This is a genomic window from Paenibacillus sp. JZ16 (assembly GCF_015326965.1).
Lineage (GTDB): Bacteria > Bacillota > Bacilli > Paenibacillales > Paenibacillaceae > Paenibacillus_AQ.
Genome location: NZ_CP017659.1, coordinates 4,080,532 through 4,106,262, shown reverse-complemented (window position 1 = coordinate 4,106,262; position 25,731 = coordinate 4,080,532). Strand labels below are relative to the sequence as shown.

The following is a 25,731-nucleotide window of genomic DNA, read 5'->3' as shown; positions in this document are numbered from 1 at the left end:
AAGTACAGCCTATATGCTAGTTGCCCAAAAAGTGTTCCGTAATGAACTCCAGTTGGTACTCCAGCGTGGTGGCATCATTAAAATAAATCCGGTTTCCGTCTGCTTCGTATACGCGGCCATTCTTCACCGCCGGGATTTGCTTATACGTCTCGGTTTGCTGGAAGGACGTATCGGCATCGGCAAATTTGCTCAGAATAACATAGTCGCCGGCATACTCCGGCAGCACTTCCGCGGAAAGGGCATAGTAACCGTCCTTGAGTGCCATTTCTTTCACTTTTTCCGGCATGTTCAGCTTCATTTCCTGATACAGGATTTCAGTACCGCGGCCCCAGTTATCGCCGTATACATAAAGCTGCTTATCAAAGCTCTCGATAACGGATACGGTGGCGTCTTCTCCAATTTTGGCACGGATGTCCTCACCGGCTTTTTGCGCCCGTTGCTTGAAATCATCGATCCAGGCTTGGGCTTCTTTTTCTTTGTTCACAAGCTTGCCGATTTCAAGATGCTGCGTCAAATAATCGACTTTTCCGTAGGTGAAGGTCACGGTTGGGGCAATCTCTTTCAGCTTATCGACGTTCTTGATAGTGGACAGGCCGATGATGAGGTCGGGGTCCAGCTCGATGATTTTCTCCAGGCTTTCATCCGTGACTTCTTCGGCATCCTTGATTTTGTCCGCAAATGCGGGATTTGCCTTGGACCAGGAATCAACGCCCACCATGTTGACGCCGAGTGCAAGCAGGTCGCCTACGTAGGAGGACAGCACAACCACGCGCTGCGGATTGGCAGGTACTTCGACGGGTCCGTTCTCGGACTCATATGTAATGGTCCCGGATGGAGTTTCGCTTTGTTCCGTTTTCGGTGTTTCGGTCGTTCCTGTATGATTGCTGCTTGTCTCCGCAGGCTTACTGCTGCAAGCGCTAAGAATGAGCAGCAGCGCTATAAACGGGATGAGTAGTTTCTTCGTAGTTGTCGTTTTGCTCCGTTTTGAGTACATCCTCTTTTTCCCCTTTTAATAGATTGTACGTGATACAGATCGGTTTTGCGGTGCGCGGATCGCGGCCGATCTCGGCGTCGATATGGAATACTTTCTTTAATACGTCGTGTGAAATGACGGCTTCCGGATCTCCGGCCTGAATGATATCGCCATCCTTCATCGCGATAATGTAATCAGCGAATCTGGCGGCTTGGTTTAAATCATGCAGGACCATAACAATGGTACGCTCCTGCTCGATGTTAAGTCTCTCCAGCAGTTCCAGGATCTCAAGCTGATGCGCCATGTCCAGATACGTTGTCGGTTCGTCGAGGAAGATCATTTCGGTCTCCTGAGCAAGGGCCATCGCAATCCACACCCGCTGTCTTTGTCCCCCGGATAGAGCATCCACCGAGCGATATTTGTAATCCTGGGTCCCGGTAACCTCCAGCGCCCAGTCAATCACTTCCATATCCTGCTTGGTCAAGCGGCCAAAACCGCGTTGATGAGGATATCGGCCATAGGAGACAAGCTCGCCAACCGTCAATCCGCCCGGTCCTTCCGGAGTTTGGGGCAGAATGGCCAGCTTTTTCGCCAGGAGCTTGGTGTTCATCTTGGCGATTTCTTCTCCATCCAGAATGGCAGCACCGGACTGGTAAGGAATAATGCGGGTAACAGCCTTCAAAAGAGTGGATTTGCCGCAGCCGTTCGGCCCAATGATGGTTGTGATTCTTTTATCGGGAATATCTACGTTAAGACGATTCAATATCAGATTCTCGCCGTAACCGACGCTTATTCGATCTGTACTTAGGCGAATCATCATTTCACCTCCAGAGTAGTTAGCTATCAAACGATAATGATTCTCAATTTCATCCATAAATATAATGTGGGGCCGCGTCGTTGTCAATAAATATCTTAATGGAAATTTTAAATAATATTCATGTTTCATCTGAGTCATATCCATATATAGATTGGCAGAGTATTACATGCCTATATATAGGCGAAATTGTGACAATATGAATTTTTTCTAAATGATTGATTGTAAAACGGTGAAAGGCAACGTATACTAATTGATAATGATAATCATTTACGTTACAAGGTGATCACAAACAGCCTTTTAATCTATAGACCGGGAGTGAAATGCATGAGTGGGAAAGAGATATTTGATGTAACGGTTATTGGTGGAGGACCAGCAGGATTATATTCTGCTTTTTATAGTGGACTGCGCGGCATGAAAACCAAGATTATAGAATATCAACCCATGCTTGGCGGGAAGGTTCACGTCTATCCGGAAAAAATGATATGGGACGTCGGCGGACTGACACCCGTTCCGGGCGCGAAGCTGATCGAACAGATGGTTCAGCAAGGTCTGACGTTTAATCCCGAAGTGCTGTTAAACGAGAAGGTTGAATCGATCGCCCGCAATGAGGAAGGGCTGTTCGAATTACATACGGCGAATTCCGGCGTGCATCTGTCCAAAACGGTCATCGTGGCGGTCGGCGGAGGTATCCTGAATCCGCAGAAACTGGATATTGAAGGAGCCGAGCGGTTTGAGGTGTCGAACCTGAACTACACGGTGAAGTCCCTGCAGCATTTCAAGGGCAAAACGGTGATTGTGTCCGGCGGAGGAAATTCGGCCGTGGATTGGGCGAATGAGCTGGAGCCTGTGGCGAAGAAGGTGTACCTGGCCTATCGAAAAGGCGAATTGTCAGGCCATGAAGCCCAGGTCGATCAGTTGATGAACAGCAAGGCCACTTGCCACCTCAATACATCGATCACGAAGCTTATTGCTTCGGATAATCATGAGGTGATCGAGCGGGTGGAATTGACCAATAATGAGACGGGGGAAGTTTCCTATCTGGCCGTAGACGAAGTGATCATTAACCATGGCTATGAACGGGATATGTCGCTCTTGGAGAACAGCAAGCTCGATATTCATCGGGTGGATGATTACTATATCGCGGGCAACGCAAGCTGCAACTCTTCCATACCGGGGTTGTATGCCGCGGGCGACATCCTGCATTTTGACGGGAAGCTGCACCTGATTGCGGGCGCCTTCCAGGATGCCGCGAACGCGGTGAACAGCGCGAAGCAGTTCATTGAGCCGGATGCCAAAAAGTACGCGATGGTCTCCTCGCATAACGAGGTATTCAAGGAGCGAAACCGCGAATTAGTAAAGCAATTGATCAATTAGCGAAGCAGGCAAAGCGCCTATGTGCCATTAAGCAAAGAAGAGAAGCGAGGGAATTCCCCGCTTCTCTTTTTTTGCATTACCTTACTGTTTTGGGATGATCCCTGAAGTAATCAACGGGCCGTAGTTGATCAGCTGGGTCATCATGATCGCCATTTCTCTTGCGGACTTATTCATGCCGGACTCGATCCAGTGTATGACCAGGCCGATATTGGCGGAGGTCATATACGCAATCAGGTAATCGCTCGGAATGATTTGATTCTCTGCTACGGGCTTTCTGAACGCATGCTTAGCAAACATATGCTCCTTCATGAATTCCCTGAATTGCCGCACGAAGGATATGTCCCCATTCGGGCCGACAACGGCACGGAAGAAGGCGGCATGACGGATGAGCTCCTCAAATATTCGTTCTGACGCCGGATAAGGCTCGCCCTTTTCCGCATAGTCTCTGGAATCCCTGGGGTCAATATGAACGACGATGTCCTTAATCTTCTGGAGCACCTCTTTTTTGAGCTTATCCAGCATATCCGGCACATCCCGATAATGCAGATAGAAGGTACCTCGGTTGATATTGGCGCGATTGGCGATATCGGTGACGGTAATCGCATTTATGCTTTTTTCGTCCATGAGCTCAAACAAGGTCTGCCGCAACAACTGATTCGTCCGAATTTGCCGGCGATCCGTCTTTTTGATCAAGGAATTCCCCTCCAGTACAATTTTGAACACTTAATCAACAGAATGCTTGAACACTGATGAGTAATGAACACTCCGCCGAAAGCTGATGATTGAACAAAAATCTCTCTTCATTATAATTAACGCTGTGATCTTTAATCAACAGTATGTTCATTAATGACGAGGAGTGGTAGATATGGGTTTCTTAAAACAAAACATGCTGTGGATCGGCGCATTGGTTGTCATTCTGGCCCTGTCGGTCTTCGGCGTGGCCATGATGGGATCGATCGCGGGAGCGAAGCCGAAGTCGCTGCCCGTTGCATTGGTCGTCTTGGATCAGCCGGCGGAGTTACCGAACGGCGAACCCCTTGCTGTTGGCGATATGATGAAGGGGATGCTGCAGGGCAGCTCACAGCTGCCCATTCAGTGGAGAATCGTGAATTCGGAAGCGGAGGCACGGGAAGGGCTCGACAGCCAGAAGTATTATGGAGCCCTTGTGCTGCCTGAGGACTTAAGCGCGAGCATCTTGTCGCTGCAATCGCCTGATCCCAAGCCGGCTGTGGTGCAGGTGCTGGTGAACGAGGGGATGAGCACGCAGGCATCCACAGCGGTGAAACAGATGCTCGGGCAAGCGATGAAGATGGCGGGAGGGCAGCTCTCCAACCAGGCATTGACGATGATCAGCACGCAGACGGATATGCTGCCTGTAACAACCGCACAGGCTCTCCTTACCCCGTTTGAGGTTCAGGAGGAGGTTGTACATCCTGTCGGGATTAATCACGCAAGCGGCAATGCGCCGGGCATGCTGGTGCAGATTTTATGGATTGGATGTCTGATCATTAGCGTGTTCATGTTCCAGGCGCTGCAGAAAGCCGTAGCTGACGGCAGCGGCAGGGGAACCTCGATTGTGCTGCAAGGCGCTGCCGGTTTGCTGCTGGCGGGTCTGGCTTCCGGTTTCCTGGTATGGATGGCATCCTCCTGGTATGGCATGGAGTTTACCAACGGGGGCCGCGTTTGGCTGATGCTGTGGCTGGCAGGTTCTGCTTTTTTCCTCCTTCAGTCGACCCTGCTCAACTGGATGGGAATCCCGGCTATGGGCATCTTGGTGCTCCTGATGTTCTTCTCGATGCCGCTTCTTAATATGGCGCCGGAGTTTCTGCCGCAGTCAACACAGGATTGGCTGTACTCGTGGACGCCGCTCCGCTTTGCTGCTTCGGCTCTAAGAGATGTAATGTATTTTGACGGCGTTTCCGCATCTTCCGCGAATGCTGCCGTACTATGGTCTATCGCCGGAGGTTTCCTTGTTCTGCTGCTTGCCTCGGTGCTGAAGAAGGGGAGCCTTTCCGACAAAAGAAAGTCGATGACCGCTTCTTAATAGAGGTTGTTCAAAATGTAGTCTTTTGATAAGAAAACCAATCGAGGCAAATTCAGAGCTGAGCGACCGCGATTCGGAAGTAGGTTTTCTTGCGATATAGAATTTCATCAACTCCGTTGATAACTTATAAATCCTATATCTAACACGAAGGGAGTCAAGAAGGAACTCGGCATCGAATCTTGAATTCAGTCGGGCCTTCCGGTGCTCACGTACCCAAAACGTACGCTCCGCTCCTCAGTCCCTAACTTCATCCAACCTTCTCGGTGCTGAAAATCCGACTTTTTGAACACGCACTAATAGAATAGGCTGGCGAATGGGCAGTGTGGGTTTACCCGCACTGCTTTTTTTGCTACGCTCAAGCAGCTTGGTCCATGTTAGCCGGGAACATGGCAGCAGTGCGTTGGCACCGTGACGGTCCCCCTTGTATTAGGTGAATAAAAATACTATCGTTCTTCAAGATGACGGCCTGTATAATCCTGAATAAGGGAGTGTGAGCGTAAGTTGAAGATTAAAGTGATCATAGCGGACGATAATTCGTTTATCAGGGAAGGTATGAAAATCATTCTGACTACGTTTGATGAGTTCGACGTCGTGGCGACCGTTGAAGACGGCCAGGAAGCGGTGGCCTATTGCGAAGCGCATGAAGTGGATGTGGCGCTGATGGACGTCCGGATGCCGAATCTGAACGGTGTTGAGGCCGCGAAGCAGCTCACGGAGCGTACCAAGACCAAGACGCTGATCTTAACGACCTTCGACGACGATGAATATATTACCGATGCGATCCTGAACGGCGCCAAGGGTTATCTGCTAAAGAATAACGACCCGGAACGGATTCGCGATGCAATCAAAACGGTGTACCACGGCCATCATGTGCTGCAGGACGTCGTACTGGATAAAATCAAATCCGGGCTCTCTCCCGGAAAGCCTGAAAAGGAAGATAAGGCAGACAAGTTCGACCGGAGTCTATTCACCGAAAGGGAACTGGACATTATGGCGCTCATCGCCAAAGGGCTGGCCAACAAGGAAATTTCGAAGAAGCTGTTTATTTCCGAAGGCACGATTGCCAATCACATCACTTCAGTTCTCAGCAAGACAGGTCTTGAGCATCGAACCCAGATTGCGATTTTTTATCTGACGGGGGAAGTGAATAAGTGAGCGAACGCCGAAATTATGCCGAACTGTGGGTCATCGGTTTCAAAAGTATGCTGTTCCTGTATGTGATCAGCCAGTCGTATGCCTCTGATCTTGCGATAACGTCATGGTATATACTGGTCATGCTTCTCTACCTGTCCGTGAATGTATCCGTCTATATTTTCAAGAGTCGCAATACACAGCCATACTTCATGGTACTGGCTATTCTTGTTGTCGTGGCGTCCTCATTCTACATTCATCCGCTGTTCTTCATGCTGCTTCCCGCGAATCTGTATGAGCTGTTGTCTTTATATCTTCGCAGGAGCTGGATGATCCTGATTCTCCTGCTGGTTCCAGCGTTTATAGTGCCTTACGAGCTTGGCTTGACCTATTTCTTTATATCCGTTCTATCCTATATTTATCTCACCATGCTGAGGACTTTTATAAGCCGAGTCACATCCTATCAGGAGCAGAACGAGCAGATGCATCGTGAACTGGATCGGTTGACCCAGCGGCTGAGCGAAAATAATGAGTACATCCGGCAGTTTGAATATATGTTCAAGCTGGAAGAGCGAAATCGGCTGTCCCAGGAAATTCATGACAAGATCGGGCATTCCATGACGGGAGCATTGATTCAGATGGAGGCGGCCAAGCGCTTGATGACAACGAATCCGGACAAGTCCGCCGAGCTGCTGCAGAATGCCATATCCATCTCCAAAGAAGGCATTGAGAGCATCAGGCTGGTTTTGAAGAACGTAAAGCCTCCTACGGAGCAGCTCGGCATCAACCGAATGCGTTTATTCCTAGAGGAGTTCTCCACCCAGCACCCGATCAAGACCGTATTAACGCATGAGGGCAATATGGATGTGATTACACCGCTTCAGTGGAAAATCATTCAGGATAACACCCAGGAAGCGTTAACCAATACGATGAAGTATGCGAATGCAACGGCAGTCTCGTTACATATCGAAGTTCTGGGCACCATGATCAAGGCCAAGGTCAGCGACAACGGCAAGGGCATGCAGAAGGTCATCAAGGGTCTTGGGATCATAGGCATGGAGGAGCGCGCCGCGGTCGTGAATGGTACCGTGATCGTGGATGGCTCCGACGGCTTCTCGGTGACCACTTTAATACCTTATAGCTAAAACCGGTAAGTGCATTTGGCGGATTAGAGATATCGGGTCAAAATGACATTCCCCACAAGGGTGAAGATTTGGATCGTCAACAACATGAAGATTCTCATGGATAAGGATGAACTTGTGCACTATCGCAAGGGCATCCTTTTTTCGTACGATAAATGCAGATCAAGTCCACCGGTTGATGCGTGGATGGAATATGGAGGCGAAAAACGTATGAACGTGCTGGAGATCAAAGGTCTTACGAAGAAGTTTGGGGATTTCATAGCGGTAGATCAGTTGTCGTTGAACATACGGGAAGGCGAGATCTTCGGCTTCCTGGGCGCGAACGGAGCAGGCAAGAGCACAACCATTAATATCATATCGTCGCTCATGCCCATGACCAAGGGAGAGGTTCATGTCCTGGGCAAGAATCTGATGAAGCACAGAAAGTTCGCGAAGCAGCAGATCGGCATGGTTCCGCAAGAGGTCGCGATATATGAGGATTTGACCGCCTATGAGAATGTTCATTTTTTTGCCGGATTGTATGGAATGAGAGGATCGGAGCTTAGGAGCAGGGCCGAAGAGGCGCTTGCCTTCGTCGGACTTAGTGACAAACATAAGATGTACCCGAAGAGCTTCTCCGGAGGCATGAAGAGACGACTGAATATCGCTTGCGCGATTGCCCACAGACCGAAGCTGATCATCATGGATGAGCCGACCGTCGGCATCGATCCCCAATCGAGGAACTATATTCTGAACTCGGTCAGGAAGCTGAATGAGATGGGCAGCACGATCCTGTACACGAGCCATTATATGGAGGAAGTGGAGGAGCTCTGCACCCGGATTGCCATTATCGACCACGGCAAGATCATAGCGGAGGGCACAAAGGCACAGCTGAAGGCCATTATTACGGACCAGAAGGATATCGGGATCGAAGTGCAAACGGCCGCCCATCTTGAAGCGAGCAAGCTGAAAGAGATCGCGGGCGTCAAATCGGTTGAAGTGAAGGAGAATACCGTGCACATCAGCTCCGACGCAGGGGTCAATAACCTGAATAAAATCATTCAGCAATTCATGGCGCAAGGCATTGAAATTCGTTCCGTTCAAGCGTCCGAGCCGAATTTGGAAACGGTGTTCCTGACGTTGACCGGCCGGAGCCTTCGGGATTAGCGGACCAAGGAAGAGGGAGGTGGAAATACATGAACGTACTGAGAATCGCGCTGAAGGAGATGAAGATCGTCCGGGAACCGCGGATGCTGGTGTTTATGCTGGCAACCCCGGTGCTGCTCATTCTGATCCTAGGGACAGCGCTTTCGAATGCTTTTAACGGCAGTACCACGATTGGAGACATCCGGGTGTTATACCATAACGACGGTGCAGAACCCGCGCTTACGGAGCAATGGCAGGTTTTCATGCAGGAGGCGGAACGCTCATCGGGCATGGTCTTTGAGCAAGTCAAGGAAGGCATGGACGGAGGGCAGGAAGTGAAAAACAACCGGTACACCGGTTACGTGGAAATGGACGGCCAAGGTATCCGTTATGATGGAAACAGCCGCAACAGTATGGAGAACGGGATTGTACAGGGGATGCTGTCCGCATTTACCGACCGGTACCGGCTGTCAGCCGAAGCCGCGAAGATCGATCCGGAATATGAGAGCAAGCTGCTTGTTGATGATGGAGGGAGCTATGTGCTGGAGTCTTCCATTCAGGGGGCGAGGCAGCCGGGTTCGCTTGATTATTTTTCGATTGCGGTCACCACGATGATCATCCTGTACAGCGCCTTGACGGCAGGCGGACTCATCGATAGTGAGCGAAAGCGAAACACCGCGCAGCGCCTATTGGCCTCACCGGTGACGAAAGCCGAGATTTTTGCCGGAAAAATAATGGGCACGCTCGCAATCAATGCCGTATTTGTCATCATCGTTGTGCTGATCAGCAAATATATGTTCAATGCCTATTGGGGGGAGAACCCCATCATGGTATTCCTGGTTTTGTTCACCGAGATCCTGTTTGCGCTCAGCCTCGGGCTCGGCATCAGCTACGTGCTGAAGGGAAATGCAGCCGGAGCTGTCATCATGGTCATTATTCAACTGGCTGCGTTCTTTGGCGGAGGATATACGCCGGTTGCAAGCACAACGGGATTCATGAGGGAGGCCGCAACGTATTCTCCCCTGCATTGGTCCAATGAAGCTCTGCTGCAAATCATCTATTCAGGCGATGGGACTGCAGCCGTGCATGCGATAATGCTGAACGTGGGATTTTCCGTCCTGCTATTGGCGGTAGCCATGATTTCGATGCGAAGAAGGGAAGGGCTGTAATGATGAAGGATATGCTCTGGCTCATTCGAAAGACGATATTGACCTCGTTGAAGGATTATAAAAATCTGCTGCTCGTTATCGCGCTTCCTATTGTCGGTATTCTGCTATCCACCTTAATCTACAAGGGTTCTGGAGAGACTTCCGTTAACATTGGCATCGTGAATCACGATATCGAACAGAAGGTCACGCAAGATACGATCGATTTTGTTGCTCATTTGGAGCATACCGAGGCATCAGTCATTAGGGAGTCGGAAGCGGATGACTTGGTTGTGTCGGGTGAACTGGATGCGGTGCTGATTTTCCCCGAGGGGTTTGCGCAGAGCGTAATTCGGGGGGCACCCGAGCCGGTCCGGATCGAGTCGATTAAGGGAGCTCAGGTTACGGGGTATGTCAAAGCGTATCTGAACGCGTACATCCGGAATATCTCCTCCATGGGGGTTATGGCGGGTGGCGATGCCTCCGCATTTAACGAATTATACAGCGGTTATCGGAGTTCAACGTTTCAATTGTCCACGACTACGGTCGCGGATCAATCGGTCAATCATGATATGACCAACCGGACGATTGGTTACTTGGTTGTGTTCATGTTATTCTCCGCCGTGAATCTATCAGCATTAACGATCCGGGATCGAGAGAACCGTACGTACTATAGACTCTTATCGTCGCCTATTACGGCCCGCAGTTACGTCTTCTCGAATGCCATCGTGAACATCGTTCTGATGATGATCCAGATTGCGGCCACCTTGTTTGTCATGACCCGGTTCTTTCATATCGAGCCTGGCCTTCCGCTCTGGCAGATGTTCTTGATTCTGTCGCTGTTCGCTCTGGTCGCGGTCAGTTTATCGCAGGTCATTGTCGCGTTCTCGGACAGCACCATGATGGCGAACGGAATCCAGACGATGGTGATCATGCCGACTTCGCTGCTGGCGGGGTGTGTATTCCCGCTTACCGTGATGCCCGAAGCGATTCAGCGAATCGCCGATTTCCTGCCGCAGTATTGGCTGCTCGATACGTTCGGCAAGCTTCAACAAGGAAGCGCGTTGACCGACATTATGTTGAATGTGGCGATTCTACTGGCCTTTGCCTTGGCCTTATCGCTGATTGCAACCTACAAGTTTGGAAGAAATAGAGATACGCAGAGCTATGTATAAAAAATAAGCAGGGCGCCCCTTAACCTGATTCCTGAAGCAGGATGCAGATATTAAGGGACGCCCTCTCGGTTCTTTCAGAACGTGACCAATCCCATCGCTTTCTTGGCGGCAAGCAGTGTTGGGCCTGCGGTTTCTGAAGCCCGCTTCGCTCCGTCCATCAAAATGCGATCTAGCTCGGAGGAATTCACGATTTGATGGAACCTCTCCTGGATCGGTTGAAGTTTCTCGATGACGACTTCGGCTAATTCCTTCTTGAACGTGCCGTATCCTTGGCCTTCATACCGTTTCTCGATGACGGAGATGGCTTCCTCGGAGAATACCGAATAAATCTCGATCAGATTGCTGACCGCCGGCTTCTGCTCCCAGTCATGCCGGACCTCGCCGTCTGAGTCGGTAACGGCCTTCGAGAATTTCTTGCGGATATCCTCCGGCGTATCCATCATGTGGACACAGCTGTTTTTGTTCGGATTGCTCTTGCTCATCTTCTTGGACGGGTCGTCAAGACCCATGATGCGGGAGCCAATATCCTGAATGATCGGTTCAGGCACCGTAAACGTGCGTCCATACCGGTTGTTGAAGCGTTCGGCCATATCGCGGGTCAGTTCCAAATGCTGCTTCTGGTCGTCGCCGACAGGCACATGCGTTGCCTGATAGAGCAGCACATCGGCAGCCATCAGGACGGGATACGTGAAGAGCGCCGAGCTGACCGTTTCTTGACCTTCCGATTTCTCCTTGAATTGGGTCATCCGCTTTAATTCACCAAAATGCGCCTGCGTCTCCAGCAACCACCCGAGCTCTACATGCGCGGGGACCTGGGATTGCAGAAAGATCGTCGCTTTATCGGGGTCAATGCCTGACGCAATGTACAGAGCGGCAATGTCCCGCGTGCGCTGGTGCAGCTCCATGGGATCCTGATAGACCGTGATCGCATGCAGATCCGGCACGAAGAAATAGGACTCATACTCATGCTGCAGCTTCACATATTGACGGAGCGCACCTCCATATCCGCCAATATTCAAATCCCCGCTCGGCTTGATGCCTGACAATAATCGTTGCATAAAAAACACCTCCTAATGGTTTGCGAACAACACAAAAACACCTCATCCCTCTATGGGACGAAGTGTAACTCCGCGGTACCACCCGAATTCGACTATACTGTCGCTCTTTAGCATGACGTGGAAATGGGGAAAAACACCATTATTATTCCTGCCATATCTCCCAAAGTAACGGTGGAGAGCCGTCAAGGCCTACTGCTCCGGCACAGCCGAAAGGTTCGGGTTGAAGCGAGAAGATCCATTCACTCATTCCGGGGTACCGGGCCTCGCACCATTCGCCGGTTCGCTTGGACCTCAAGAGATAAGCTACTATTTCTTCTCATAGCCGTGTGGTATGTTGTTCTTAAATTCATCTGCGCAGCTCTTTTCGGATGTAAAGAGAGAACAAGATGATTTGAAGAGTATCATCACACAGGTGTTAAGTGAATGTCAAGAGGAATCGGGTGGTCTGAATCGGGCCTGGGAGGCGCCGGCGAAGGCGATGGAGAATTTTCGATATATCATCCATCCGGTGCAGAATTCCTGAAGAGAGGTAACCTTTTTCGTTCAGATCGGCACTTAAGGGATAGAGACACCATGAAGGGAGGTTTTAGTGAACGTGTTCCAGTGGATTGAGGAAGCCCGGCGGGGCAGTGCGGAGGCCCAGGGAAGGTTGGTCCGGCATTTTACCGGCATGGCGCTGGCCGTAGCCTACGATAAATTGCAGGATCCTTATTTGGCGGAAGATGCCGTGCAGGAGGCCTTTACGGAGGCATTTGCGAATCTGCACAAGCTGCAGGATCCCCGGCGCTTTCCCGGATGGTTCAAAGTGATCGTGGAGCGGCAGTGCTACAGAGACCGGCGCCGTAAGCAATTGCAGACGTTACCGCTGCATGAGATGGAATTGCCGGCTGGCGACCAGCGGAGCTTGGAGTTTGTCGTGGAAAAGAGAGAGATGATTCGCCAGCTGCATGCCACGATCGCGGATTTGCCGCCCGGCATGCGGATTGCGGTCCAGCTCTATTATTTTCAAGGCTACAGCTTGCGGGAGATCTCACAATATTTGGATATATCCTTGCCGGCTTTGAAGAAGAGACTCTTTGATGCCCGGCGGAAGCTGAAGAACACGCTGCACGTAGCCGACTTTGTATCGGTGTTCACCGATCTGTATGAGGGAGGAAAACGTATGCTGCATATCGTTAACGGGGATTCGGTAGGGGATAAGCTGAAGCAAGGGAACATTCAAGGAGATATCCTGGTGTGGAGGGAGCTATATTCGTTTGGTCCGGTCTTTACGAAGATGGACGAGCCGGATCATAGGAGAACAAGAGCTCGGTATTTGGAGCAAACGCTCGGGATTCCGGAGAAGGAATATATCGAGACCTGCGAGTTGCAGGAGAGGAAGCTACAGGATTTTCGAAAATATGATGAAATCGTGCTCTGGTTTGAGCATGATCTGTTTGACCAGACCATGCTGGCCTACTTGCTGCATTGGTTTAAGGAACAATCACTGGGAAATACGAAGCTGAGTTTGCTGTGCATTGGCGCCTACCCGGGCGTCGAGCTTTTTCGGGGGCTGGGGCAGCTTAGCACGGAGCAGCTCGAGACTTTATCGGGCACATGGCATGCAATTGGAGAAGAAGAGCTTAGGCTGGGCAGCATGTTGTGGGAATGCTATACCTCGGATGGGCCGGAAAGACATCAGCGCATGCTGGAGGTGGATTCCTCGGCACTGCCTTTTGCGAGAGATGCATTCGAAGCCCATCTGGCACGGCTGCCCTCTGTGAACCATGGACTCGGGATCATCGAGAAGACGACGTTAGAGGCTGTAGCGGGCGGAATCCATAAGCCGTATGAGTTGTTCCGAAAGGTAGGTGATAAGCTCCATACACTCGGAATGGGAGATCTGGAGTTCTGGTATTACCTGGCGAAGATGACGGAGGGCCCGGATTCGTTGCTGGTTATCGATGGTACAGCACCTTTTCCGGACTTCAAGCAGGTCGTCCCGCATTTCCAAGACCGGGTGCTGCAAGTGACGAGTGTGGGGCATGGGGTATTAGCCGGGAAGACCGACTATGCCTGCTCCGGAACGATCGATAAATGGGTAGGAGGCCTGCATGTGCGGGGCAAGGCTCCATCATGGCGCTGGGATCCGGAGCGGAAGTCGGTTGCGCGGATAGCTGAATCCGATTGAACAGCAGATATAGGAAAAAAGCGATCTTGAGCAGAGTGGCGAATCAGATTAACAGCAGATAAACATAAGAGCGATCCTTGCTGGCGTTAACGCCCAACAAGGATCGCTTCTTTTTAACATATCAGAAAGGATAAACCTCGGGGGATCTGCTGCCTGATATCGTTACAGATGAGAACCGCCGGTTGCATCGACCATCTGCCCCGTGACCCAGCGCCCGTCGCTTGATGCGAGAAACGCTACGACATCCGCAATATCCGACGGCTGACCGATTCGGCCAAGCGCGGACATCTCAGCGGCATGCTGCTGCCCTTCCGGCGTATGCAGCCATGCAGCATTCACATCCGTATCCACGATGCCAGGAAGAACCGCATTCACCGTGATCCCGCGTGGACCGAGCAGCTTGGCGAGATGCAAGGTGAACGTATTGACGGCTCCCTTGGTGATGTTGTAAGCCATAATATGCGGGTAGGCGATCCGCGTAACGCCGGAGGAAATGTTGACGATGCGCCCGTCGTCACGCAGGAGCGGCAGGGCCTGCTGCACCAAGAAGAACGGTGCTTTTACATTTACGGCAAGCAGCTCATCGAAGCTTTCCTCGGTCGTCTCTTCAAAGGTCTTGGAGGTTCCGATGCCTGCGTTATTCACCAGAATATCGAAACGGTTGTCCCCCGTTACGCGAAGAAGTTCCTCCTTCAGCGAATGAATCAGCCCTTTTACGCCGTCTACCGATTCAAGTTTGGCACCTAAAGCGATAGCTCGCCCACCCTGATCTTGTATGGTCTGGACAACCTGATCCGCCGCATCCCGGCGGGTTCCGTAATGGACAATGACCAGAGCCCCTTCTTCCGCTAACCGAAGCGCGATTCCTTTGCCGATGCCTCGGCTTGCGCCTGTAACTAATGCGATTTTGTTTTCCAATCGTTTCATGAAATCCCACTCCTCTTGTTCGATTTAAAGCTACTGTACACTCTCCTGTTAAGGGGAGAGTCAAGAGGGAGGTTTAGAATTATTCTAGCGTTTTTCATGAACAAAAAGGACATCCGGGGTTACTGCTTCTGCAAGTACGAGTGGAGACGGGGTCGAGGTTCGTTTCGACAGCCTATCACGGGAAGGAAGAGTTACTCCCCGTTACCTTGCAAGGGGATAAGCAATTCCGCAGGGCGCTTCTTGCCGTAGATATCTTTATCCGAGGTGAGATAGATCTCGCGGATCGGCTCCGATTCCGCCTGAACGAGGCCTTGTGACGAAATCCATGCCCTGAGCTCGGGTACGACGGGGCAGGTGTAGGTGTACGGATCACAACGATGTACAAGAGATGCGGCAGATTTCAGCTGCGGCAGAAAGTCCACGCGAATGCGCCCATTAGCAGGTATGTCCCTAATTATAGGAACTGCGACTTCGATGTCGGCAATGTCGGCATTCCCGCTGCCGTGGTCATGCCAAAGAATGGTTAGCTGCCTGGCCTCCTCTTCTCCATTGGAGACAGCGTATTTCGTAATCTCATCCAGCAAGAGACATAGCTGGCTGCGGGGGACTTGGTCACGAATGAAAGCGGCACGCTGGGAGGGGACTTCCCGGATAATGGGGTCACTTGGATTTCCTGCTTCGGATCGTTCCAAGCGCGTTATCCTGCTGTTGACCTCATCCAACTGCAGCTGGAGGGTCCGCATCGCATGCTGAAGCTCCGTCATTTTATCCGCAAGTTTGTTTTTTACGATATCGCTTCCTATATCCTCTTCCAAAAAAGGCTTGAGCTGTTCCAAGGTAAACCCCTGCTCCTTGTAAGCGGCAATCCGCTTGACGGTCAGAAGCTGCTCCTCGGAATAGTAACGGTATCCGCTTTGTTCATCAGTATGGGCCGGCTTCAATAGGCCCAGCTCATCATAATATCGCAATGTTTTGATGGAAATGCCGCTGACCTTGGCAAAAGCGCTGATCTTCATCATGCCGGCTGCAACCTCCTTTACGATTCGGTCTCTCATGGATAACGATATCATATCTCGCGCTCCTGCTTACGTAAAGAACGCAGTTCGCTGGATCTGAAGGAACAACTCGGTCCCAAGACCGAGTCCGTTTTCATCCCGGGGCGGGAATTCAGTTCGGCCGAATTATCGTACAATATGTTCAAAGAAGATTCGTGATCCCGCTTAAAGAGTAAGAAAGGAAAGGAGATGAGGCTGATGAACGGAACGTACGAGGATCGCCAGGCGATCCAAGCGTTATTCGATTCGCTGTCCAAGGCGTGGGGAGAAGGGAATGGCCGGGCTTATGCGGAATGCTTTACGGATGATGCGGATTACGTCACGTTTAGCGGACAGCACTTGAAAGGCCGCCAAGAGATCGATGAAGTTCATCAGAAGCTGTGGGATGGGGTGCTGCGAGACTCCAAGCTGGTTGCGGGACCAACCTCGACCCAGCTGCGGTTCCTGACCCCGGAGCTTGCGATAGCCTAGGCTACGGGAGCGGTGCAGCTTAGATATCATAAGAAGCCGCCCACCGGCCGCTTTTCCATTAATACCAACGTGCTGATCAAGGTGAACGGGGAATGGAAGATATCCGCATTTCATAACTGCCGGATTCAGAAGCCAGGTTGGATCCAGCGGTTGGTGATGCGTTCGAAATCAAAATCCAGCTGAAGTAGAGAAAGCGGAGGATTGCTTTGAAGAAGGGTTCGCAGATTGGAAAAGGCAGGAGCGCAGAGGTGTATGAATGGGGAGAGTCTCAGGCATTAAAGCTGTATTATGAAGGGTATCGGCCGGAATGGGTGACGTATGAGGCGGAGATGGGCCGCATCGTTGCCGAAGCGGGCGTGCCTGCTCCTGCCGTCTTTGACATGATGGATATCGAGGGACGAACAGGGCTGGTGTACGAACGGGTTACAGGACCGTCGATGCTGCATCAGGTTCAATCGTCACCGCTTCAGCTATTGAAGTGCGCCCGTGAGATGGCACGGCTCCAGCATGCGATGCATGGCTGCACAACAACCTTGCTGCCGTCGCAAAAAGAAAGGCTGGAGCATGCAATTCTTGATGCAAGCGGCATCCTGCAAGGAAAGGCCCAGGCTATATGCAAGGTACTGGATTCATTTCCGGAAGGCGATTCGATCTGCCATGGCGACTTTCACCCGGACAATGTGATTGTCACCGAGAACGGATGCCGGGCGATCGACTGGAACAATGCCCATGTAGGTAACCCGCTATGCGACGTCGCCAGGACATCGCTGATGTTCCAATCGCCGTTTAACCCGGACGATCAACCGGGCATCCTGCTGCTTCCGCTCCGGATGGCCCGCATGCTGTGGAATAAAGTATATCTGAACGAGTACTGCCGCTTATCCTGTGCGAAGCTGGAGGATATCGACCGGTGGATGCTGCCCGTAGCGGCAGCCAGGCTGAGAGAGGATGTCCCTGGAGAAAGAGAATGGCTGCTGGGTCTAATTGATGATCGGCTGCGTGCATATGCTTGATGGAGATCAGGGCTTCTAAGAACCTATCAGGCTCCTTGAAACGGGGAAAGTCGCCGGACAATCTCAAACTTCTAGTTTCATTACGGAACGGGAAGTATAAGGATAAGTAGACGACGAAGCAGAAGGTGGGAATCCCTCATGAGCAAATGGAAGGAACGTACGCAAGTTAGCCGTTATGCAGGCATCAGCATTTTATTGGGCGGAGCGCTGTTTGTTATTGCTACACTTATGCACCCTCCTGCGACCGATCCCTGGACGGGTCATCATGTGATTTCGATGATTCCGGACATGCTAACCTATTGGCAATGGGATCACAGCCTGATGCTGGCGGCTGTATTATTATGGCTTGGAGGACTGTCTCTCGGGGAGACTATGGCCGGTAGACGCCCGGCTGCAATGATGGCTGCCCGCTTGTTCAATGCGGCAATTACGATATGGGTGCTCGTGCTCGCGATGGAATTAACCGTTCTCCCAGTGCTGGCCAAGGAGTGGGGTTCGGTGCAAGACCCAGGGACGGCCGCCTTGGGTGTCGGGTTATTTGCGTTCGGTATTATGGCCGGGGATTTTGCCATGATGCTAGCCTGGATCGGAATAAGCCTGCTTAGCATTGCACTGCTCTCGCTCTCTGAAGAAACTGTGAAACCGGTCATGGCATGGATAGGCATAGCAGCAGGGTTGTGGGGAGCGATTGGCATACCTGCAGCACTGCTGCTTCCAAAACTCAGCGTTATCATCTATCCGATCACCTCAGGTCCGGTGTTTATATGGACACTGATATTTGGCGTTTACATGGTAATAGGGCGAAAAACAAAAAAAGCAGGAGACCTATAGGTTTCCTGCTTTTTTGCGAATCGGCACGATCGTCCAATAGGTGCCGCATCTCCACAACCATTCGAGGGGTCCGTATTGGAACCAACGCATCCACAGATTGCTGGCTATGATCTGACAGACCACAATCCCAAGGGAAACGAGTGTAGATACGACATAAGTCGTCGGTGTGGTGTTCAGTATGAAGCGCTGAATACCTACCAGAAAGACGGTTTGTCCGATGTAGTTGGTAAGCGCCATCCGGCCGTATGCCTGTAACGGATACAGTATCCTTGCGCCTAAACGGGTGCGCCCCAGCAATAAGAGCGAGCTTAGATAAAATGCAGACACGATAGGACCCGTTGCCACCCCGATATGTGCCAGAGTTAAGGCTGCCTGCATGGTCGATGACGGCGATTCGCCTTCTATCATGAATAGAAACGGGGGCATCGGCTCGGGAGGTGCTGCCCACCACATGGCCCCGATCGCAATGACGGTTCCGAGTAATGACAGCAGCCACACCATGCGCAGCTTACTCCATCGTATTCCCTTGCTGGTTGCTTCGTGTAATCGGTATTGGCCCGCGGCTAGCCCTAACAGGATCAGAAACGGAATGGTAAGCAGCTTGACTCCCATGACGGCCGCAACCGTAAACCCGACCACTCCAATACCTAGATTAACTCTCCTTGGCGCCCAATAGAGGGGAAGCGCTAGCAGGCCGACAATCGCATAATGAAATAATGCCTCCCCCGATTGATAATGCTGATGTATGAACCCGATTAGCACCAAGATCGCTAACCGGCGGATATACAGCCGAAGCCTTGGCTTTCCTCCCGCAACAGCGCTTCGGGATAGGAACATGTAGAACCCCAGCCCGAACAGGAACGTGAAGATCGTGTAGAATCGGGCCTCCACGAAAAAGGTAAGCACGCGCTGCAGCCAAAAATCCGCTGAAGTTTCCGGCGTGGCGATGAGCCAAAGCGCCAATACGTTAACAAACGGCAGACCAAGCAGCGCAAAACCCCTGAACTGGTCTAAAAAGTGCAATCGCCCCTTTCCAGTGGCAGGCTGGCGTTTCATCACGGTCTCATTTTTTACAGGAGCCATTAGTTACACCATCATCCTATTTACAGACTTGATATAACGGGCTCTGGCGATCAGGAAATAAATCATTTGAGCGGCCAAGAATGCCGATGAAGCCGCCAATACAGGACCACTTACGAAAGGAGAATCCAGGTATGCAAGAACCGGGCCGAGCACGACTAAGGACTGCAGGGCTGCAACCAGAATGGGGATAAAGAACAGCACAGCAATCTGAATCGTCGCGGAGATGTTCATCTCACGGGCGCTGAGTCCGATCTTGGACAGGGACCGGTACATCGCCTGGTCAGCTGAAAGCTCCGTATGCAGCTTGAAATACAGGAAGCTGGCGGATGAGATCGAGAAGATTAAGGCGACAAACACCCCGATAAAGCTGAATAACGAAAATCCTTGTTTATTGACGTAATAGTTCGCCGCCCTGGAATCGATAAATCCTTCACTGATTGTACTTCTGTTCCATTCCGACAACTCAAGGCCGAACTTGGTTTCAGGATCATCCTTCTGAGGGAGCCCTTGCGAATCGGGAAGAATAAACGGATACGTATAACTCACACTGATTTCATCTGCTTTGTTCCCGCCCCTTAGTTCTTCAAACATGGTGTCCGTAACGACAAGCAATCTGCCGCTGTATACCAAAGCCGCAATCCGGTCTGTGCGGTTCTTCAAGATGAAAGAGTAGGGCTGACCGGATAATTCGATATCCGCTTCCGTTAGCTTCCCTTGACTCTTCTTCGCTGCATTCGGCGTTTCCGCCAGTAAGGCTTCATTCTCGCCGAATGTCCCGGCCGGCTTGGTATTTATCAAAGCAGCCAAACGGTCGTATTGGGATTGCGGGATGATGTGTAAGGAGTCCTCTCCATTCGCTGACAAGCGATAATAGATGGTTTCGACCTCCGCCCGTTTATACTCCAGCCCTTCTGTCTGCAGATGATTTTCAATCAGGGCCAACTCATCCTGCACTTTAGTCTCGTCGGCGATATAGCTGTAGCTGTAACTAAGCGCATACGGGTTATCTACATACACCGATTTGATCGATTGCTGCATAGCCAGTACGAAACCGGTGCTCATGGAAGCCAGTGCAACCACAACCGTGACCAGAAACAGCATGCGGGCATTATCCTTAATCTTGTAACTCATTTCGGAAATCCATAGCAGGTTTGTTCCTTTCCAGGTGGCCCTGCGATTTCGCTGCAGCATACGGACAATCCACACGGATAGCTGGGAGTAGAAGAAATACGTGCCTATAATGCCGGTTACCGCGGCAATGATCAGTGCCACAGGATCTAACTCTTTGACGCGAAGGACGGTGAAGCCGATGGTAAGCAGCACCACGCCCAAGAGGGCCAGGAACAGATTGGCTCTCGGTTCGGTTTTCGGTTTGCTGGTGCCTTTGAGAAGCTCCAGGACTTGATTCTTCCGGATAAATAACAAGGTGAAGAGCGAAATGACGAGAAACAGCGCAGCGAACGCACCGGCGGTAAGCAGCATCGCTTTAACCGGCCAATAGAACGGCAGCTCGTCCATATCGATGACTTTGGTGCTGATGAGCAGGAATACTTTGGATAACAGCATTCCGCTGGCGATGCCCGTTACGATGGCAATGGCGCCAATCAGAATGTTCTCCAGGAAGATCAGCCAATTGATCTGTTTGGCTTCAGCTCCGAGGATGGTCAGAATGCCGAACTCCCGGTTCCGCGACTTCAGAAAGACGCTGATCGAATACAGCACGAATAAGAACGCAAACACGTAGACGATGACCGTGGCGATTGTCATTCCCGTACGCGTCATCGTGCCCATAGGCGAATTCTCAATGGCCGGATGATAGATGAATACCGCATACGTAAAAAAGATCATGACCATGAACGAGCTGCTGAGCAGGTAAGCGAAATATTGACGTGCGTTACGCCGGACGTTGTTAAACGCGAATTGAGGAAAGCTCACTTGTATTCCCTCCCCAGAACGATAGCGTATCGATGATTTTTTGGAAAAAGGCCTGCCGGTTCTCTCCGCGGTGAATTTCGGCGGCCAACTTGCCGTCTTTAATAAAAACGATGCGGTTGCAATAGCTTGCGGCGAGAGGATCATGCGTAACCAGCATTAATGTGGTGCGATCCCGCTCGTTAATCTCGGCTAACGACTCCATCACGATCCGTGAGGAGTTGGAATCGAGTGCGCCTGTAGGCTCATCCGCAAGCAGTAACAGCGGCGCGCTGATGATAGCCCTGGCAATCGCGGTGCGCTGTCGTTGACCTCCCGAAATCTCGTACACGCGTTTATTCAGAATTTCGCGGATGCCAAGCCGTGAAGCGGTTTGCTGCAGCAGCGACTCCATGTCCTTGAGCGGACGGCGGTCCAGCGTAAGCGGAAGCACGATGTTCTCGGCAACGGTTAACGTATCGAGCAGGTTGAAATCTTGAAACACAAAGCCGAGCTGTCTGCGGCGGAAGTGGGCAAGCTCGCTTTTTTTCATGGTGTAAGGATTTTTGCCCCCGATCTTGACCTCGCCCGAGCTTGGACGATCGATGGTGGATACCATGTTCAGCAGGGTGGTTTTGCCGCTGCCTGAAGGGCCCATGATGCCGACGAATTCTCCTTCTTTGATAGTGAGATGAATATCGGTAAGAGCTTGTGTCGCCACTTTGCCCGCATATACTTTGTTTAATGCTTTTACTTCAAGAATATCCATAAACCCAGAAGCTCCTTTCTGTATACCTTATTAGTGTAGCCTAACTCTATCGTATACTGACCTGGCCCTGCTATGGATTTAGGTGAAACGGAGCTTACAACTACCATAAGGTTATGTTCGTATATTTTGTTCGTATCTAAAGGTTATGGGCGTGAGGTTTGTGGTCATTCCTCCAGTACAAAGAAGACACACCTAAGTTCCAGATGTGTCTTGGTTTTCGGCTCTGCGCATCGTCAAAGTAACGGTGGTTCCCTCGCCCAACTTAGATTCCAACTCAACGGAGTGATCCAGCTTATGAGTGATTTCACGGACAAGATACAGGCCCATGCCGGTGGATTCATGATATTGCCGACCGCGCTCTCCGGTAAAGTAGGGATGGAACACCCGGTTGATGTCCTCCGGTGCTATGCCGATTCCCTCATCGCGGATATGGAGTTTGATGTGTTTCCCCGCTGCTTCTGCGGTTAATTGAATCTTCTTGCCGGGGCTGCCCGAGTAGTTCACGGCGTTCGTCAGTATCTGACCCAGCATAAAACGAAACCATTTGGCATCCGTATAGACGGAGATCCGATCATCGATTTGGAACACCGGCGTAATCCCCTTGCGAATGAACAGCTTGCGGTTCTCGACCACGGATTCGCTTACCGCAGCACGGAGCCCGATGGCTTCTACAGCAAAATCCTGCTCGAACCGGTCCAGGCGCGCGGTGTACAGCACCATTTCGAGGCCTTTGCGAATACGATCAAGCTCTCCCCGAATATGCTCGGCGGGTGCCTCTTCGACTTCATCGAGCGTCAACTGAATAACCGACAGCGGGGTCTTCATCTGATGTACCCAGCGGTTGACGAAAGCGAGATGCTGGTCGGTTTGGCTTTGATGGCGATGCAGCTGTTGGCGGTATAAGCGCTCATAATGGCCGATCCGCTCGTGTATCGCTTCCGGCAGTGGCGCTTCGCCCAGGGGAGGGCTTAAGAATTCCTTCTCCGAAAGCTTCTCAGAAGAAAGCTCCCGATACATCGTGCGATGGGAAAGATACCGGTAAGCAAGATAGAGAAGCAGCACGACACTGCTTAACAGCACACCGTATAGTACGACAGTAAAGGGCCTGCCTTCACCGGTAAGCCAGTACAGCAGGGGGACAAGCAGCATTTGAACGGTAAAAAACAGCATGAGCGGGAGATGCTCCCGCAAGAAAAGTTTCATGGGGTCTCCCTGCCCGTCATGAACCGGTAGCCTGCTCCCCGGACGGTTTCGATAAGATCTCCGGCGCCCAGCTCACGAAGCTTGCGACGAACCCTTGTAATATAAACATTTAACGTATTGTCATCAATGAAGTGCTGATCCTCCCACATCAGGTCCAGCAGCCGCTCGCGGCTGACCACACGGCCCTCTTTTTCCATCAGCATCGTCAGCAGGGCTGCTTCCTTTTGGGTAAGCTCGGCTGATTCGTCTCCATAGGTCACAACGAATCGCTCGGGATAGATGATAAGACCGGCGCTTTCGATGGTATGCTCATCCTCCTGGCCGGAGGCATAGGCACCGACCGCACGGCGCAGGTGGCTGCGGATTTTCGCCAGAACAAGCTCCATGTCAAACGGCTTCGTAATATAATCGTCCGCCCCGTTGTCCAAGGCCATAATCTGATCCATGCCGCTGTCTCGGGCCGAGATGAAGATGATCGGGCAGTGCGATTGGGTACGGATTTGCCTGCACCAATAGAATCCGTCGAATTTCGGCAGATTGACATCCAGCAGAACAAGATCCGGCTTCGTATCCGCAAAAATGTCCATCACGCGGCTGAAGTCTTCGGTGATCCGTACGTTGAAATCATATTTGGAAATAGTCGATCTTAATTTATCCGCGATTCGTTCATCGTCTTCCACAATCAGGATGGTATACACGGTTCCAGCTCCTTTGAACTCCTAAACTACATTATGTACTTACTATACCGAATTGGAGAGGGCGTTGGAAATCCAGAGGTTCATGTTTCTGAACGGAAGGTAACCAATTGTACGATCCCAAATTAACCTTTGCCCAGGCCCATGCATAAGATGTAGTCACATCAAACCTGCTGCCTGGGAAAGGGCGTGATTCATATGGGGATTCATTTAACCGCGATTCACTGGGTGTATCTGGCGTTTATCGTCCTGATCATGACGCTGTTGATTCGGCGGCGCGATACGGCGCTTGTTTGTATTACCGGAATATTTGCGCTTGGCCTTCTGGCAACGGAAACGCTGAGCGGCTCGGTCTCCGGTGTGTTTGATTCATTCATCTATGCGACCAAAGAGCTGATGGGCACCATCATGATTATATCCATCATCGTGGCGATGAGCCGGGTCTTGATCAAGACGGGGATCAACGAGACGATGGTGGCTCCGTTAACCCGCTTTCTGCGTACTCCCGCGATGGCTTACTGGGGCATCGGAATCATTATGATGGTAACGTCCTTTTTCTTCTGGCCGTCACCAGCAGTTGCGTTAATTGGTGCGGTCTTGCTCCCTGTGGCTATCCGTGTGGGTTTGCCGGCTCTCGGTGCGGCGGTGGCAATGAATCTGTTCGGGCACGGCATTGCGTTATCGGGAGACTATATTATCCAGGGGGCGCCCAAATTAACCGCGGATGCGGCTGGATTGCCTGTATCCAGTGTCATGGCTGCCAGTGTGCCGCTCGTGATCGTGATGGGACTTGTAACAACCGTGGCGGCATTCTGGATGATGCGCAGAGATCAGCGGAACGGCAGCTGGAGAGATGGACTGGTAACCATTAAAAACACGGGAGACACGCTCACCACGCGTACCGAAGAGGATGAGGCTGTTGCGGCCATATCCCCGGCTATGAAAAAATGGTTGGCTATCGTCATTCTGCTGTTGTTCGCAGCAGATGTTGTCGTCATGTTCATCCTAAAGCTGCAGGGCGGAGATGCAACGGCCTTGGTCGGCGGCACAGCCGTCCTGATCCTCAGTGTCATTGCCCTGGTCGCTCATCGTAACCGGGGATTGGAGAAGGTCACCTCTTATTTGATCGAGGGATTCATGTTTGGATTCAAGGTATTCGGTCCTGTCATTCCTATCGCGGCGTTCTTCTATTTGGGGGATGCGGCATTTACCGATTTATTCGGTAAAGTGCTTCCGGAAGCATCCCATGGCATCGTGAACGACCTGGGGGTTGCCCTCGCGAATGCGGTGCCGCTGAACGGCGCGGTAGGTTCGGTAACGTTGACGATCACCGGTGCCATTACGGGTCTGGACGGTTCGGGTTTCTCCGGTATCTCGTTAGCCGGATCGATCGCGCAGCTGTTCGCTACGGCTATCGGTTCAGGTGCGGCTACACTGACAGCGCTTGGGCAGGTTGCCGCCATCTGGGTAGGCGGCGGCACGCTCATTCCGTGGGCGTTGATTCCGGCTGCAGCCATCTGCGGAGTCAGCCCATTCGAGCTGGCAAGGCGAAATTTGAAGCCGGTGCTGCTGGGTCTGGCTGCTACTACAGTCGTAGCGATGTTTCTGGTGTAATCAAC

Annotated in this window: 24 protein-coding genes and 1 other annotated feature; of the genes, 13 read left to right on the top strand and 11 right to left on the bottom strand. The window is 51.5% G+C overall.

Features of this window, described 5'->3' with window-relative positions; translation table 11 throughout:
- Positions 1 to 16 precede the first annotated feature (16 nt).
- Both BJP58_RS18695 and BJP58_RS18690 read right to left on the bottom strand, forming a co-directional pair.
- The gene (locus tag BJP58_RS18695) at positions 17 to 994 is read right to left on the bottom strand and encodes an iron-hydroxamate ABC transporter substrate-binding protein (protein ID WP_194540113.1); all 978 of its coding nucleotides are present in this window, start codon (positions 992 to 994) and stop codon (positions 17 to 19) included.
- On the bottom strand, positions 918 to 1,790 hold the full coding sequence (locus tag BJP58_RS18690; RefSeq protein ID WP_071220524.1) for an ABC transporter ATP-binding protein: 873 nt from the start codon (positions 1,788 to 1,790) through the stop codon (positions 918 to 920). Before BJP58_RS18690 ends, BJP58_RS18695 begins: the two co-directional genes overlap by 77 nt.
- Positions 1,791 to 2,114: 324 nt before the next feature.
- On the opposite strand from BJP58_RS18690, the gene BJP58_RS18685 reads away from it, so the two are divergent.
- Complete coding sequence (locus BJP58_RS18685) at positions 2,115 to 3,164, top strand: NAD(P)/FAD-dependent oxidoreductase (protein ID WP_071220523.1); 1,050 nt, start codon at positions 2,115 to 2,117, stop codon at positions 3,162 to 3,164.
- An 81-nt stretch (positions 3,165 to 3,245) separates the two neighbouring features.
- Here the strand turns inward: BJP58_RS18685 and BJP58_RS18680 are convergent, their stop codons facing one another.
- Positions 3,246 to 3,857: a TetR/AcrR family transcriptional regulator gene (locus tag BJP58_RS18680; RefSeq protein WP_194540112.1), complete on the bottom strand. Its 612-nt coding sequence runs from the start codon at positions 3,855 to 3,857 to the stop codon at positions 3,246 to 3,248.
- A 172-nt stretch (positions 3,858 to 4,029) separates the two neighbouring features.
- Between BJP58_RS18680 and BJP58_RS18675 the strand changes: the two genes are divergently transcribed.
- From BJP58_RS18675 to BJP58_RS18650, 6 genes are all read left to right on the top strand, one after another.
- Positions 4,030 to 5,208 carry a YhgE/Pip domain-containing protein gene (locus BJP58_RS18675; protein WP_194540111.1) on the top strand — a complete coding sequence of 393 codons (1,179 nt, stop codon included), beginning with the start codon at positions 4,030 to 4,032 and terminating at the stop codon, positions 5,206 to 5,208.
- 501 nt (positions 5,209 to 5,709) lie between these two features.
- Positions 5,710 to 6,363, top strand: coding sequence for a response regulator (locus BJP58_RS18670; RefSeq protein WP_071220520.1), 654 nt, complete (start codon positions 5,710 to 5,712; stop codon positions 6,361 to 6,363).
- A 47-nt stretch (positions 6,364 to 6,410) separates the two neighbouring features.
- Complete coding sequence (locus tag BJP58_RS18665) at positions 6,411 to 7,484, top strand: sensor histidine kinase (protein ID WP_194544984.1); 1,074 nt, start codon at positions 6,411 to 6,413, stop codon at positions 7,482 to 7,484.
- Between the two features lie 207 nt (positions 7,485 to 7,691).
- Positions 7,692 to 8,627, top strand: coding sequence for an ABC transporter ATP-binding protein (locus BJP58_RS18660; RefSeq protein WP_194540110.1), 936 nt, complete (start codon positions 7,692 to 7,694; stop codon positions 8,625 to 8,627).
- A 29-nt stretch (positions 8,628 to 8,656) separates the two neighbouring features.
- The gene (locus BJP58_RS18655) at positions 8,657 to 9,775 is read left to right on the top strand and encodes an ABC transporter permease (protein ID WP_194540109.1); all 1,119 of its coding nucleotides are present in this window, start codon (positions 8,657 to 8,659) and stop codon (positions 9,773 to 9,775) included.
- Complete coding sequence (locus BJP58_RS18650; RefSeq protein WP_194540108.1) at positions 9,775 to 10,926, top strand: ABC transporter permease; 1,152 nt, start codon at positions 9,775 to 9,777, stop codon at positions 10,924 to 10,926. The genes BJP58_RS18655 and BJP58_RS18650 overlap by 1 nt, the downstream gene beginning before the upstream one ends.
- Before the next feature lie 74 nt (positions 10,927 to 11,000).
- Here the strand turns inward: BJP58_RS18650 and trpS are convergent, their stop codons facing one another.
- Positions 11,001 to 11,984 carry a tryptophan--tRNA ligase gene (gene trpS, locus BJP58_RS18645; protein WP_194540107.1) on the bottom strand — a complete coding sequence of 328 codons (984 nt, stop codon included), beginning with the start codon at positions 11,982 to 11,984 and terminating at the stop codon, positions 11,001 to 11,003.
- A 50-nt stretch (positions 11,985 to 12,034) separates the two neighbouring features.
- Positions 12,035 to 12,313: a binding site (T-box leader), on the bottom strand.
- Between the two features lie 266 nt (positions 12,314 to 12,579).
- On the opposite strand from trpS, the gene BJP58_RS18640 reads away from it, so the two are divergent.
- On the top strand, positions 12,580 to 14,154 hold the full coding sequence (locus BJP58_RS18640) for a sigma-70 family RNA polymerase sigma factor (RefSeq protein ID WP_194540106.1): 1,575 nt from the start codon (positions 12,580 to 12,582) through the stop codon (positions 14,152 to 14,154).
- 162 nt (positions 14,155 to 14,316) lie between these two features.
- Here BJP58_RS18640 and BJP58_RS18635 read toward each other — a convergent pair whose 3' ends face one another.
- Positions 14,317 to 15,081, bottom strand: a complete 765-nt coding sequence (locus BJP58_RS18635) for an SDR family oxidoreductase (protein WP_194540105.1) — start codon at positions 15,079 to 15,081, stop codon at positions 14,317 to 14,319.
- Positions 15,082 to 15,272: 191 nt separating this feature from the next.
- Positions 15,273 to 16,151 carry a MerR family transcriptional regulator gene (locus BJP58_RS18630; RefSeq protein WP_194540104.1) on the bottom strand — a complete coding sequence of 293 codons (879 nt, stop codon included), beginning with the start codon at positions 16,149 to 16,151 and terminating at the stop codon, positions 15,273 to 15,275.
- 183 nt (positions 16,152 to 16,334) lie between these two features.
- On the opposite strand from BJP58_RS18630, the gene BJP58_RS33685 reads away from it, so the two are divergent.
- The 4 genes from BJP58_RS33685 to BJP58_RS18615 all read left to right on the top strand — a co-directional run bounded on the left by BJP58_RS33685 (position 16,335) and on the right by BJP58_RS18615 (position 18,451).
- Positions 16,335 to 16,607, top strand: a complete 273-nt coding sequence (locus BJP58_RS33685; protein WP_233354688.1) for an SgcJ/EcaC family oxidoreductase — start codon at positions 16,335 to 16,337, stop codon at positions 16,605 to 16,607.
- A 12-nt stretch (positions 16,608 to 16,619) separates the two neighbouring features.
- A complete protein-coding gene (locus BJP58_RS33680; RefSeq protein ID WP_233354687.1) occupies positions 16,620 to 16,790 on the top strand; it encodes a hypothetical protein in 171 nt (56 codons plus the stop codon).
- Between the two features lie 23 nt (positions 16,791 to 16,813).
- Positions 16,814 to 17,620 carry a phosphotransferase family protein gene (locus BJP58_RS18620; protein ID WP_194540103.1) on the top strand — a complete coding sequence of 269 codons (807 nt, stop codon included), beginning with the start codon at positions 16,814 to 16,816 and terminating at the stop codon, positions 17,618 to 17,620.
- A 138-nt stretch (positions 17,621 to 17,758) separates the two neighbouring features.
- Complete coding sequence (locus tag BJP58_RS18615) at positions 17,759 to 18,451, top strand: hypothetical protein (protein ID WP_194540102.1); 693 nt, start codon at positions 17,759 to 17,761, stop codon at positions 18,449 to 18,451.
- On the opposite strand, the gene BJP58_RS18610 is transcribed toward BJP58_RS18615, so the two are convergent.
- The 5 genes from BJP58_RS18610 to BJP58_RS18590 all read right to left on the bottom strand — a co-directional run bounded on the left by BJP58_RS18610 (position 18,446) and on the right by BJP58_RS18590 (position 24,115).
- Positions 18,446 to 19,534, bottom strand: coding sequence for a DUF418 domain-containing protein (locus BJP58_RS18610; protein WP_194540101.1), 1,089 nt, complete (start codon positions 19,532 to 19,534; stop codon positions 18,446 to 18,448). The genes BJP58_RS18615 and BJP58_RS18610 overlap by 6 nt on opposite strands.
- 3 nt (positions 19,535 to 19,537) lie before the next feature.
- Positions 19,538 to 21,469: an FtsX-like permease family protein gene (locus tag BJP58_RS18605; RefSeq protein WP_194540100.1), complete on the bottom strand. Its 1,932-nt coding sequence runs from the start codon at positions 21,467 to 21,469 to the stop codon at positions 19,538 to 19,540.
- Positions 21,444 to 22,214, bottom strand: a complete 771-nt coding sequence (locus BJP58_RS18600; RefSeq protein ID WP_071220513.1) for an ABC transporter ATP-binding protein — start codon at positions 22,212 to 22,214, stop codon at positions 21,444 to 21,446. The genes BJP58_RS18605 and BJP58_RS18600 overlap by 26 nt, the downstream gene beginning before the upstream one ends.
- Before the next feature lie 192 nt (positions 22,215 to 22,406).
- The gene (locus tag BJP58_RS18595; RefSeq protein ID WP_194540099.1) at positions 22,407 to 23,417 is read right to left on the bottom strand and encodes a sensor histidine kinase; all 1,011 of its coding nucleotides are present in this window, start codon (positions 23,415 to 23,417) and stop codon (positions 22,407 to 22,409) included.
- The gene (locus BJP58_RS18590; RefSeq protein WP_194540098.1) at positions 23,414 to 24,115 is read right to left on the bottom strand and encodes a response regulator transcription factor; all 702 of its coding nucleotides are present in this window, start codon (positions 24,113 to 24,115) and stop codon (positions 23,414 to 23,416) included. Before BJP58_RS18590 ends, BJP58_RS18595 begins: the two co-directional genes overlap by 4 nt.
- A 195-nt stretch (positions 24,116 to 24,310) precedes the next feature.
- Between BJP58_RS18590 and BJP58_RS18585 the strand changes: the two genes are divergently transcribed.
- Positions 24,311 to 25,726 (top strand): hypothetical protein, encoded by a 1,416-nt coding sequence (locus BJP58_RS18585; RefSeq protein WP_194540097.1) that lies wholly within the window; start codon positions 24,311 to 24,313, stop codon positions 25,724 to 25,726.
- The last annotated feature ends 5 nt before the right edge of the window (positions 25,727 to 25,731 follow it).